Origin of the sequence: Streptomyces sp. NPDC006134 (genome assembly GCF_040628835.1) — a bacterium.
Classification (GTDB): Bacteria; Actinomycetota; Actinomycetes; order Streptomycetales; family Streptomycetaceae; genus Streptomyces.
The window spans coordinates 41,380-53,555 of sequence record NZ_JBEXTV010000058.1 but is presented as its reverse complement, the minus strand read 5'-3'; the positions used below and the strand labels follow the sequence as shown (position 1 = coordinate 53,555).

Below are 12,176 nucleotides of genomic sequence, written 5' to 3'. Positions count from 1 at the left end.
GAGGGGGGAGGGGGGAGGGTGACGGACCGGGGTTTCACCGGTGCCGATTTTCCGGATTTCCCCGTGTTTGCCCGGGTTGCCCCGGGGGTTTCCCGGGGGGCTTCTGGGGGCTTTTGATCACGGCTTGGTGAGGGTCGGGACGGTCTTGGCGGGTGCGGTCTCCGGTTCCGTGAGGGTCGGGACCGGCTTGGTGGGGGCGATGCTCGCCGGGTTGTCGAGGGTCGGGACCGGCTTGGCGGGGGTGGTGCTCGCCGGGTTGTCGAGGGTCGGGACCGGCTTGGCGGGGGCGATGCTCGCCGGGTTGTCGAGAGTCGGGACCGGCTTGGCGGAGGGCGTGTCGGAGCCGGTGAGGGCCGGGACCGGCTTGGTGAGCTCGGGCTCGGGGCCGGGCTTGGGGTCGAGGCCGGGGTCGGGGTCGGGCTCCGGTTCGGCGAGGGCCGGGGGCGTCCGCGGGGTCCGCTCCGGCTCGGCCGGGTCCGGGACCTTCTCCCCGTCGGCCGGTTCGGTGCGCGGCGGCAGCAGGGCCAGGACGGCCTGGCAGTGGGCGTCGTCGGCGTCGTCGTCGTAGGGGTCGGGCGTGACCGGCACCTGGACGCGGTGCACCGGGCCCGTGCCGAGGCGGGCGTAGCCGCGGCCGGGCGGGACCTGGTCGACGGGCGTGGTCCGCGGGGGAGCACCGAGGACGGCCCGCAGCTGATCCGCCGAGGCCGGGCCGAGGACGACACGCGCGCGCGTGTACTGGCGTACGGCGTCCCCCAGGAGGTCGAGGCAGTCCAGCTGGTCGGCGACGACCACCGTCACGTTCGCCGCCCGGCCGTGCCGCAGCGGAACCTGGAGGAGGGACTGGGGGTCCCCGCGGTCGCCGGCGGCGGCCAGGTGGGTGAACGCGCTCGGGCGGTCCACCAGGACCCACAGCGGCCGCCGGGCGTCGTCGGGCGGCGGGTGGCCCTCCTGGCGGGCCCGGTTGACGGCGATCAGCCGGCGCTCCGTCTCGTGGGCGGCCCATTCCAGGCTCGTCAGCGCCCCCGTCAGCCCGCACTCGACGGCCAGCACCCCGTCCCGGCCGACCAGGCAGGCGTACTCGCCGGTGCCGCCGCCGTCGACGATCAGGAGGTCGCCGTGCCGAAGGGCCTGGAGGGCGATCGAGCGCAGCAGGGTCGAGGTGCCGCTGCCCGGCTGGCCGAGGGCCAGCAGGTGCGGCTCGGTGGAGCGGACGCCCGTGCGCCAGACGACTGGCGGCACGTCGCGCCGCTCCTCCCCCTGGACCACCGGGAGCGTGCGCTGCACCTCGGTGGGGTCGGTGAAGCCGAGGACGGTCTCCCCGGGCGCCGTGACGAAGCGCTGGGCGGCGATGCCGGCGGGCAGCGGAGCCAGGGCGGTGACCGTGAGGTGGTTGGCCTCCTCGTCCCACGCGAAGTGGTACTCACGGCCCCGTCCGGCCTTCGCCGCGAGCAGGTGCTCGATGCGGGCCCGGAACTCCGCCTCCCCGTCCCGGAAGTGCGCCGGGTAACGGACGACCAGCCGCGCGAAGCGTCCGGCCTCGTCGAACTCGTACGCCGGGAATGCCTTCTCCCACGTGCCGCCGTGGGCGTACAGCGGGTCGGGGTCCTCGGCGAGCGAGAAGTACGGGACCAGCGCCTCGTACAGCGACTTCAGCCGCAGGCTCTGGGTCTCGTCGGGCCCCGCGGGCGCCGGCGGGGTGCGGTCCCGGCCCTGCCAGGCCGCCGCCGCCGTCAGCGTGACGACGGCGAGCAGCGGGCCGTACGGCACGAGCGCCACGACCAGGAACACCGAGGCCACCAGGAACAGCAGCGCGCCGCGCCGGTCCTTGGGGGTGTCGGTCCACCTGCGCCGCGCGGCCGCGGCCAGCCGGCCCAGACCGCGGGCGATCGTGATCAGTGGCTGGAGGACGTCGGTGGCACTGTCGGCCGCCGTCCGGGCCAGCTCCCGGCTCCGGGCGAGCTGCGCGCCGCCGTTGCTCAGAATGCGGGGGAGAGGGCGCCGGGCCACTCCTGCCTCCTGGGGGTGCGTACGGGCGAGATGCGTACGGGGGTGGGGGCGGTCAGAAGTTGATGCCGCCGAGGAGACCGGCCAGGCTCTCGCCGCCCGCCTTGATGCTCGGGGCGATCGCCGTGCTCGCCAGGTAGAAGCCGAACAGCATCGAGATGATCGCGTGGGACGGCTTGAGGCCGTCCTTGCGGAAGAAGATGAACACGACGATGCCGAGCAGGACCACGCCTGAGATGGAGAGGATCATGTGAGTTCTCCTGGTTCGCGGGGACAGTCACCATGAGTACTTCCAGGCTCACAGCATGTATCCATACGATTAAAGGTGCAAATGGGGGAATTTCGGGCGTTTTGCCCTGCTTGGCGGAAGGACCGGCGGGCCGGTCGAGCGGCGCACTTGCGCACGGCCGGGTCTGCGGTGATCTTTACCTCCGGCGCGTCGGGTCATGTGCCGTGCGAGCCAGTACCCTGGCGATTCACTCGTACGGCTGCGCCGCTCGCCGCCGTACGCACCCAGTCCCCAACGTTCGTATGTGCACAGTGAGAGGCGGTCCGGCCGATGAGTGAAGCCCCCGACCCCGAGGTCGTGGAGCTGGCGACCAAGATCTTCGATCTGGCCCGGCAGGGGCGGACCGACGATCTCGTGGCCTACGTGGACGCCGGCGTCCCGGCCAACCTCACCAACGACCGCGGCGACTCCCTCGTCATGCTCGCCGCCTACCACGGCCACGCCGAGGCGGTGCGCGCCCTGCTGTCCCGCGGTGCCGACGCCGACCGCGTCAACGACCGGGGCCAGACCCCGCTCGCCGGTGCGGTCTTCAAGGGGGAGACCGAGGTGGTCAAGGCCCTCCTGGAGGGCGGCGCCGACCCCTCCGCCGGCACCCCGTCGGCCGTCGACACGGCCCGGATGTTCGGCCGGGCGGAGGTGCTGGAACTGTTCGGCGAGCAGGCGGGCGGGCAGTGAGGCGAGCCGCGCGGCGAGCGGTGAGCCGGGATCGGTCCCAGGACTGATCCCGGCCTTGGGCCGGAGAAGACGACGACAACGGGGGAGGCGGTACCGGGCCGCCGAAATTTCGGTCGCGGCGGATGTGACCGCCGGGTCATCATGACGACGTGATTCACGGACGTGCTGGCCGGGCAGGTGTCGCCGCATCGCGCGGACCGTGACGCGGTCCGCATGGGCCACCGACGAGAGGCAGAGGAAGATGGTCTACAGCAAGCAGGAAACGGCGGGCGCACCGACGTGTTGTCACGCGGCCAGGTAATGCACGTCCCCGGTTGCGTCGACGCTTGATGTGAGGCTGTTTCCCATGTTCGATCCGGTCATAGCGCCCAGCGGCACGCTGCTCGGCCTGCTCCAGCGGGGCCGCGGCGACGGCACACTGCACGCGCTCACCGCCCCGCGCGCCGAGGCTCTGGCGGCACTGAACCACTGCGTGCTCCACGATCCCCGCCACGACTGGCAGGTGGAGAACCGCTCCCTGTACTACGCCCGCCTCCACCTCGACCTCAACGGCGAGCTGGACGCGATCGAGGCCCACCTCTTCGACCCCGAGGACCTCCTCGACACCGACGAGTCACGCACCGGCCTCGCCCTCGCCGTCCTCGGCCACCTCGCCTCCTACGGCCGGCGGGACGCCCTCGGCCTGCTGCGCCGGTACGCCGCGCACGGCGCCAACTGGGCCTGGGCCCTGGACGAACTCGCCCTGCGCGACGACGACGCCGGGCTGCGCGCCCTCGCCGAACCCGTCCTGGCCCGCTTCCCCGCCGACGCCGAGGGCGAGGCCGAGCTGGCCGCCGCCGTGCGCGACGCCTTCGAGCCCCGGCCCTGGCGCCTGTGGGCCGACGACCCGCGGCCGGCGATCGCCACGCGCGTGCGTGCCGCCCGGGAAACCGGCTGCTTCGACCGCTGGCAGCGGCAGATGCGGCCGGCCGGGCCCCGCCCCGGGTGGAGCGTGCGGGCCGTCTTCGAATGGGCCCAGCAAGGCCTGGAACGCGGTGCCGCGCTCCATGTCCCCGCCGCCCGCTGCCTCATGGCCGTCGCCGGTCCCGGAGACCGGCACGAGATCGTCGAGGCCGCCCGCCACGGCGACGACGGCGCCCGCTGTACCGCGTTGCGCTATCTCGCCGACAGTGACGATCCCGGTGCCCTCGGCCTGATCGAGGACGCCGTGACCACCGGTTCGACGGTCGTCGTGGAGGCCGCCGTCGACGCCTTCGAACGCATGCGCGGCGCCGCCGCCGTCGACCGGGCCCGCGGCTGGGCCCGCCGCCCCGACGCGCTGGGTGCCGCCGCCGGACGCGTCCTCGCCTGCCGGGGCGGAGCACAGGACCGGGACCTGGTCCTCGCCGCCCTGCGGGAAGCCGTACGGGGCGAGGGACCCGACGCGCCGACCCTGTGGACCCTCGTCGACGGCGCCGGACGGCTCGGCATCGCCTGCGCCGCCCCTGTGCTCCGGCACATCTACCGTGAGACCGCCTCCTCCCACCTGCGCGGCCGGGCCGCCCGCGCCCTCGCCGCCACCGATCCCTCGTTCCCGGCCGGGTTCGCCGTCGAGTGCCTGTGGGACTGCGAGGAGACCACCCGCGAACTCGCCGCCCGGCACGCCGAGACCGGCGACCTGCGGGTCGTGGAGCGGCTGCGCCGGCTCGCCGCCGACCCGGCGGAGGAGGCCGAGGTGCAGACGGCCGTGCGCAGCCGCATCGGGCCGGACACGGCGACGCTGTGACTCCCGCGCGGGCGGGCTGCCGGGCCGGACGGGTCACGGGGCCGGGCGCGCGAGGGCTGCTCGGCCCTGTGGCGGCCGAGAGGTGAAGGCGGTCGCGTGAGGCCCCGAGGGCGCAGGCCGGCCGTGCCGGGAGCGGCGCGGCCGGCCGGGGGACTCAGCGGCGGCGTACGGCCACGAAGCGCACCGGGGTGCCCGGCCTCGCCTGGGCCGCGGCCGGGAGGTCGGCCGCGCGGGCGACGCCGATCACCGGGTAGCCGCCGGTGGTCGGATGGTCGGCCAGGAACACGACCGGTCTGCCGTCGGGCGGCACCTGGACGGCCCCCAGGACCATGCCCTCGCTGGGAAGTTCGCCGGTGCGGGCCCGGGCGAGGGCCGGGCCGTCCGTGCGCAGGCCGATGCGGTTGCTCGCGGGCGAGACCCGGTACGTACGGGAGGTGAACGTCCGTACCGCCTCCGGCGTGAACCAGTCGTCGCGCGGGCCGAGCACGACCCGCAGCACCAGCTCGGCGGGGGGCGCGGGCTGCGGGGCGGCGTCCACGCGCGCGTGAAGGACACCGGGGCGTCCCAGCGGCAGGACGGCACCGTCCGCCAGGGGCGGCGGGCCGAGCCCCGACAGCAGGTCGGTGGAGCGGCTGCCGAGCACCGGCTCGACGGCGATGCCGCCGGAGACGGCCACGTAGGCGCGCACGCCGGACACGGCGGTCCCCACCTCCAGGAGGGCACCGGCGGGTACGTGGACGGGCGCGCCCCAGGGGGCGGGGCGTCCGCCCACCGTCACCGGGCAGGGGGCGCCGCCGACCGCCACGGTGACCGCGGAGCGGGGACGCAGCGCACAGCCGTCGAGGGTGGTCTCCAGGACGGCGGCCCGCGGTGGATTGCCCACCAGCCGGTTGACGAGCGCCGCCGCGGGCGCGTCGAGCGCCCCGGACCGGGGAACCCCGAGATGGGCGTGTCCGGGGCGGCCGGTGTCCTGCACGGTGGTCAGGGCGCCGGCCCGGACGACGGCGAGCGCGCGGTCCGTCACGGGTGCCCCCGGTCGACGAAGCGGACGCGCGTCCCCGGCGACAGCAGCGCCGCCGGCACGCGCGTGTGGTCCCACAGCACGGCGTCCGTCGTGCCGATCAGCTGCCAGCCGCCGGGCGACGAACGCGGGTACACCCCCGTGTACGGGCCCGCCAGCGCGACGGAACCGGCCGGGACGGCCGTGCGCGGGGTGTCCCGGCGCGGGACGTGGTAGCGCGGCGGCAGCCCCGTCAGGTAGCCGAAGCCGGGCGCGAACCCGCAGAAGGCGACACGGAACTCGGTGCCCGCGTGGACGCGGGCCACCTCCCGCTCGGCCACGCCCCAGCACGCGGCGACGTCGGCCAGGTCCGGGCCGTCGTAGCGGACCGGGAGCTCGACGACGTCCCCCACGCGCGGGGGAGCGGGCGGGACCTCGGCGGCGGCCAGCTCGGCCGCCAGGCGGGCCGGGTCCGCGAGACCGTCCAGGAGGACCGTACGGGCCGCCGGGACGATCTCCCGGACCGTGAGCGACCCCTCCGCGCGGCGCCGCAGCAGCTCCGCGTGGAGCGCCTCGGCCTCCTCGCCCGAGGCCACCTCGACGAGGAGGGCGTCGTCGCCGGCCGGCAGGACGTTCACGCGAACGCCTCCACCCGGACGTCGGCCGCCTCCAGCCGGTCCCGGACCCGGCGGGCCAGGTCCACCGCACCGGGCGTGTCGCCGTGCACGCACAGCGAACGCGCGCGCACCCCGATGCGGGCCCCGGAAAGGGCGGTGACCGTGCCGGAGCGGGCCAGGCTCACCGACCGCTCCACGACGGCCTCGGGATCGGTGACCACGGCGCCGTCCCGGCCGCGCGGCACGAGCGTGCCCTCGTCGGTGTAGGCCCGGTCGGCGAACGCCTCCGTGACGACCGGGAGGCCGGCCCGGGCGGCCAGGTCCAGCAGCCGCGATCCGGGCAGGCCCAGGACGGGCAGCTCCGCGCCCGCGATCAGCACGCCCTCGACGACCGCCGCGGCCTGCTCCGCGTCGTGCACGACGCGGTTGTAGAGGGCGCCGTGCGGTTTGACGTACGCCACGCGGGCGCCCGCCGCGCGCGCGAAGACCTCCAGGGCGCCGATCTGGTACGCCACCTCGGCGGCCAGCTCGGCGGGCGGCACGTCCATCGCGCGCCGTCCGAACCCGGCCAGGTCCCGGTAGGAGACCTGCGCGCCGATCGCCACGCTCCGCTCGGCCGCCAGTTCGCACACCCGCCGCATGGTGGCCGGGTCCCCGGCGTGGAAGCCGCAGGCCACGTTGGCGCTGGTGACGACCGACAGCAGCCGCTCGTCGTCGGTGAGCCGCCAGCGGCCGAAGCCCTCGCCGAGGTCGGCGTTCAGGTCGATCGACGTCATGTCTTCAGTGTCTCCGGTTCTTCAGGTTCTCCGGGTTCTCCGGGCCGTCCTGTACGGCCCCGTCCGTCCGCCCGCGCGGGCCCGGCCCCGCGGGCGGACGGAAGCGCGCGAGGCGCCCGTCAGGCCACGCGGTACTGCTCGTCGCGGGCGTCGGTGAGGAACATCTGCCCCGGCGCGTGCGTGATCGCGAACGGCGGGCGGGAGGCCGCCACCGCCGCCTGCGGGGTCACCCCGCACGCCCAGAACACCGGGATGTCGTCCGGCGCGGCGGCCACGGGCTCGCCGAAGTCGGGCCGGCCCAGGTCGCCGATGCCGAGCACCGAGGGGTCGCCGCAGTGCACGGGACCGCCGTGCACGGCCGGGAGCAGCCGGGTCTCGCGGACCGCCGCCGCCAGGTGCTCCGGCGGCACCGGGCGCATCGACACCACCAGCGGCCCGCGCAGCCGCCCCGCCGGACGGCACTGCCGGGTGGTGACGTACATCGGCACGTTGCGGCCCTGCTCGACGTGGCGGACCGGCACGCCCGCGCGGGTCAGCGCCCACTCGAAGGTGAAGCTGCACCCGATGAGGAACGCCACCAGGTCGTCCCGCCAGTGCGCACGCACGTCCGTCGGCTCCTCCACCAGCTCCCCGTCCCGCCACACCCGGTAGCGCGGCAGGTCGGTGCGCAGGTCCGCGCCGTCGGCCAGGACCGTCGTCCACGACCCCGCGTCGGTGACGTCGAGCACCGGGCAGGGCTTCGGGTTGCGGGTGCAGAACAGCAGCACGTCGTACGCCCAGTCGGCGGGTACGGCGATCAGGTTGGCCTGCGTGTGCCCCGCCGCCACCCCGGCCGTGGGGCCCGCCAGGCCCTCGCGGATACGGGCGCGGGCCGTTTTCGGGCTCCACGCGCGCGTGCTCGTCGGCGAGGACCAGGGGGCGGTCCCCCGCCGCGGCCGGCGTGCGGTCGTCGTGTGCGGTGTTCACGCCAGTTCCTTTCCACGCGTCTCGGGAAGTCCCAGCAGGGCCAGCGCCGCGAGGCCGTAGCCGATCGCGCCGAACACCAGCGCGCCGCCCACGCCCCAGCCGTCGGCGAGGAAGCCGACCGTCGTGGGGAAGACCGCGCCCACGGCCCGGCCCGTGTTGTACGTGAAGCCCTGGCCGGTGCCGCGCACGGCCGTCGGATAGAGCTCGGCCAGGTACGAGCCGAAGCCGCTGAAGATCGCCGACATGCAGAACCCGAGCGGGAAGCCCAGTACGAGCAGCAGGGTGCCGGCGCCGCTCGGGATGTTCGCGTACGCCACGATGCACACCGCCGACAGCAGGGCGAACAGCCAGATGTTGCGCCGCCGCCCCAGCCGGTCGGTGAGGTAGCCGCCGGTGAGGTAGCCGGTGAAGGCGCCCGAGATCAGGAACGTCATGTAGCCGCCGGTGTCGACGACCGACAGCCCGCGCTCGGTCTTCAGGTACGTCGGCACCCAGGTGGCCAGGGTGTAGTAGCCGCCCTGGACGCCCGTGGACAGCAGCCCGGCGAAGAGCGTGGTGCGCAGCAGACCGGGCGCCCCCGCCCGGCCCGGCTTGAAGATCGCCGCGAACGAGCCCTTCCGCGGGCTGTGCTCGCGCGCCGCGGCCGCCTCCGGGGCGTCGTGCACACTGCGCCGCACCCACACCACCAGAAGCGCGGGGAGCGCGCCGGTCCAGAACATGATGCGCCAGGCCAGGTCGTCGCCGGCCAGCGAGAACACCGTCGTGTACACGATCACGGCCAGTCCCCAGCCCACGGCCCAGGCACTCTGGATCGCGCCGAGGGTGCGGCCCCGGTGCCGGGCACTCGCGTACTCGGCGACCAGGATCGCGCCGACGGCCCACTCGCCGCCGAAGCCGAGGCCCTGCAGGGCCCGGAAGAGCAGCAGAGTCTCGTAGTTCGGGGCGAAGCCGCAGGCCACCGTGAACACCGCGTACGTGATCACGGTCAGCAGCAGGGCCTTGACCCGGCCGATCCGGTCCGCGAGCACGCCCGCCAGGGCGCCGCCGATCGCGGAGACCACCAGCGTGACGGTGGTGAGCAGACCGGTCTGGCCGCTGTCCAGGCCGAAGTACGCGGCCAGGGCGACCATGCTCAGCGGGAGCGTGAAGTAGTCGTACGAGTCGAGGGCGTAGCCGCCGAACGCGCCGCCGAAGGCGCGGCGGCCCCGCGGCCCCAGGGCGCGCAGCCAGCCGAACGCGCCGTCCTCGGTGCCGTGTTCTCCCGGTGTGCTCGGTTTGCCTGCGCCGGGGTGGGGGTCGGCGGTGGTCGGAGCCTGCGGTGGAGGGGGTGTGCTCATGGACACCTCGCAGAGGGAGGGCGGAGGGTGCTGGGTCGTGAGCCGGTCCGTGCAGGGCGGGGCGGGGGCGGCGGTGCGGTGCAGAATGCGCCGCCCTGCACAGCACCGTAGAGGATTGTTCAACGATCCCTCAATACCTCTGTTGTCTCGTTCTTGCGTTCTGCGATTGAATTCCGGCATGGCAGAGCCGATGGCCCAACTGGCCGACGACCGCGCCCTCCTGGGGCGCACCAGTACCGCGGAACGGGTCGCCGACATCCTCCGCAGCCGGATCGCCGAAGGCTTCTTCCCGCCGGGGACCCGGCTGTCGGAGGACAGCATCGGCGGCGCGCTCGGCGTCTCCCGCAACACGCTCCGCGAGGCGTTCCGGCTGCTCACCCACGAACGCCTGCTCGTCCACGAGCTGAACCGGGGCGTCTTCGTCCGGGTCCTGGCCGTCGAGGACGTCGAGGACATCTACCGCACCCGCGCCCTCGTCGAGTGCGCCGTCGTCCGAGGGCTCGGTGAGCCGCCGTACGGCCTGGACGCGCTCGCCGGCGCCGTGGAGGAGGGGCGGCACGCGGCCCGCGAAGGCGACTGGAAAGGCGTGGGCACGGCCAACATCCACTTCCACCGGGAGCTGGTGGCCCTCGCCGGCAGCGAACGCACCGACGAGCTGATGCGCAGCGTCTTCGCCGAACTGCGCCTCGCCTTCCACGTGGTGGACGACCCGCGGGGCCTGCACGAGCCGTACATGGCCCGGAACCTGCAGATCCTGGGAGCTCTGGAGGCCGGGGACCGGGAGGCCGCCGAGCGGCTGCTCGCGGTCTACCTCGCCGACTCGCTGGAGCGGGTCGTGGAGGTGTACCGGCGGCGGGTCGGGGACGAGGGGCGGTAGCCGGGCGGACGTGCCGCGCCGGGGGTGAGGGGCGGTAGCCGGGCGGACGTGCCGCGCCGGGGGTGAGGGGCGGTAGCCGGGCGGACGTGCCGCGCCGGGGACGGGGGATGGTGGCGGGAGGACGTGCCGCGCCGGGGGTGAGGGGTGGTGGCGGGCGGGCGTACCGCGCCGGGCCGACGGCGGTCGGTCGCGTGTACGGACGCCGGCGCGACCGCGGTCGGTCGCGTGTACGGACGCCGGCGCGACCGCGGTGGCACCGGGGTGCGCCCGAGCCGTTTGGGCCGTTGTCAGACCGAGGACCTAGTCTGTGCACCGTGACTTCGCCTGCACCGACGGACAGCGTTCCGCCCCAGCTCAGCGCGGGGCCGAGGCCTGCTGCGGGCCCGGCCGCCGACGAGGGACTGGCGCGGCGGCTGCGCGCGCTCGCCTGCACCGCGCCGCTGCACGACCTCGACGCGCGCAAGGCCAATCTCGCGGGCGAGTACTCGGTGTACGGCATGGCGGAGGTCGCCCTCGCCGCCATCGACCTCGTCACGCTGAACATGGACTTCGACACGGGCGCCGACCACGAGCAGATCGTCGCCCGGCTGATCCCGCGCATCGCCGCCCAGGCCCCGCAGCGGCCGGCCGCCGAGCACGAGCGCGTGGCCCGCTGGGTCCTGGAGAACCTGATCAACGTCGGCAGCGCCGACCGCGGCTTCCGCGTGGTGTACGGCACGTTCGACCCGGACGGCAGCTACGTCCGCCGCGACTACGACTTCAAGCTGATCGAGGAGGTCCCCGGCCCCGGCGGCACCGTGTACCTGCGCACGACGGACGAGGCGGTCAACGTCCTCGTCGGCGCCCTCGACACCGATGTCACCAGCGCCCAGATCGCCGCCGAGGTCAAACTGGAGGTGCTGATCAGCCGCGGCCGGCTCGCCGACGCGCAGCTCGCCGCCGAGCAGGCCCGGTACCGGACCGTGCAGTACTCCGAGACGCTGCGCAAGGCGCTGGAGGCGACCCGGCGCAACGTCCGCGCGGTGGACTGGCTCAACGCCGTGCCCGACATGATCGCCGAGGCGCTCGACCACGTCGCCGACCGGTACCGCCACGAGAACGCGATCCTCACCAACATCCGCAAGGCCCGCGACGAGTCCGAGGACCTCGAGCACAAGCGCCGCGCCGCCGAACTCGTCGACATCGTCAAGGACTGCATCCGCCGTCACACCCAGCTCCAGTCCCGGCTGCTGGAGGCCGGCCCCCTCTTCCGCGCCGAACAGGACCGGCAGGCCTTCGCCACGCCCATGGCCGGCTCGGGCATAGACCTCTACGGCCACCTCGTCGCCCCCGTCCTGCCGCTGCCCGTGGAGCAGGCCCTCCGCGTCACCGACGCCTTCTTCGCGCACGGCACCGGGCTGCGCACCCCGGTCTCCGTCCGGGTCGGCGATCTCGTCGACCTGCTGCTGACCCCGCCCGTGGAGCGGGAGCACCTCGGCGCCGAGATGCCCGAGCCCGACCTGATCGCCACCCCCGACGACAGCCGCTTCAGCGAGGAACAGCTCGCCGCGGCGATGGAGCTGCTCGACCTGCCGCACGACGCGCCGCGCCGCCTGTCGGGCCTGCTGGCCGACGCCCGCAGACGCGATCCCGAGCTGCCGTATCTCGTCGCCCTGCTGGCGATCCACGCGGCCAGTCCGCCCGTCGGCACCGCCTACCGGCAGGGCGAGGAGAAGCTGCTGTTCGCCGTGGACGACGGCACCGAGCTGGACGACCCCGAGTTCGGCGGCGCCGACCTCATCGTCGGCACCGCCCTGCTGGACGCGGCCGGCATGGCGGCGGACCGGACGGAGGCCGTATGAGCAGCACCCCGCGTCCCCCGCACCGG

Annotated in this window: 10 protein-coding genes and 1 pseudogene; 4 read left to right on the top strand and 7 right to left on the bottom strand. The window is 74.9% G+C overall.

From position 1 onward, the window contains the following. Positions 1-117: 117 nt before the first annotated feature. Entirely contained in the window at positions 118-2,010 is a 1,893-nt protein-coding gene (locus ABZ340_RS29720) for a hypothetical protein (protein WP_358784936.1), read from the bottom strand. A gap of 52 nt (positions 2,011-2,062) precedes the next feature. Then, on the bottom strand, positions 2,063-2,257 hold the full coding sequence (locus ABZ340_RS29715; protein ID WP_358784935.1) for a hypothetical protein: 195 nt from the start codon (positions 2,255-2,257) through the stop codon (positions 2,063-2,065). Positions 2,258-2,566: 309 nt separating this feature from the next. Here ABZ340_RS29715 and ABZ340_RS29710 point away from each other — a divergent pair, with 309 nt between their 5' ends. Further along, positions 2,567-2,971, top strand: a complete 405-nt coding sequence (locus ABZ340_RS29710; RefSeq protein WP_358784934.1) for an ankyrin repeat domain-containing protein — start codon at positions 2,567-2,569, stop codon at positions 2,969-2,971. 346 nt (positions 2,972-3,317) lie between these two features. Beyond that, complete coding sequence (locus ABZ340_RS29705) at positions 3,318-4,736, top strand: HEAT repeat domain-containing protein (RefSeq protein WP_358784933.1); 1,419 nt, start codon at positions 3,318-3,320, stop codon at positions 4,734-4,736. 154 nt (positions 4,737-4,890) lie between these two features. Here the strand turns inward: ABZ340_RS29705 and ABZ340_RS29700 are convergent, their stop codons facing one another. The 5 genes and pseudogenes from ABZ340_RS29700 to ABZ340_RS29680 all read right to left on the bottom strand — a co-directional run bounded on the left by ABZ340_RS29700 (position 4,891) and on the right by ABZ340_RS29680 (position 9,432). Then, a complete protein-coding gene (locus ABZ340_RS29700; protein WP_358784932.1) occupies positions 4,891-5,760 on the bottom strand; it encodes a biotin-dependent carboxyltransferase family protein in 870 nt (289 codons plus the stop codon). Further along, entirely contained in the window at positions 5,757-6,374 is a 618-nt protein-coding gene (locus tag ABZ340_RS29695; protein ID WP_358784931.1) for an allophanate hydrolase subunit 1, read from the bottom strand. Before ABZ340_RS29695 ends, ABZ340_RS29700 begins: the two co-directional genes overlap by 4 nt. Then, positions 6,371-7,129: a 5-oxoprolinase subunit PxpA gene (locus ABZ340_RS29690; protein ID WP_358784930.1), complete on the bottom strand. Its 759-nt coding sequence runs from the start codon at positions 7,127-7,129 to the stop codon at positions 6,371-6,373. Before ABZ340_RS29690 ends, ABZ340_RS29695 begins: the two co-directional genes overlap by 4 nt. Positions 7,130-7,248: 119 nt before the next feature. Next, positions 7,249-8,095, bottom strand: a pseudogene (locus tag ABZ340_RS29685) (putative hydro-lyase). Beyond that, entirely contained in the window at positions 8,092-9,432 is a 1,341-nt protein-coding gene (locus ABZ340_RS29680) for an MFS transporter (RefSeq protein ID WP_358784929.1), read from the bottom strand. The pseudogene ABZ340_RS29685 and the gene ABZ340_RS29680 overlap by 4 nt, the downstream one beginning before the upstream one ends. A 178-nt stretch (positions 9,433-9,610) precedes the next feature. On the opposite strand from ABZ340_RS29680, the gene ABZ340_RS29675 reads away from it, so the two are divergent. Together ABZ340_RS29675 and ABZ340_RS29670 are read left to right on the top strand one after the other, a co-directional pair. Continuing rightward, a complete protein-coding gene (locus tag ABZ340_RS29675) occupies positions 9,611-10,309 on the top strand; it encodes a GntR family transcriptional regulator (RefSeq protein WP_358784928.1) in 699 nt (232 codons plus the stop codon). 314 nt (positions 10,310-10,623) lie between these two features. Next, positions 10,624-12,150: a hypothetical protein gene (locus ABZ340_RS29670; RefSeq protein WP_358784927.1), complete on the top strand. Its 1,527-nt coding sequence runs from the start codon at positions 10,624-10,626 to the stop codon at positions 12,148-12,150. The last annotated feature ends 26 nt before the right edge of the window (positions 12,151-12,176 follow it).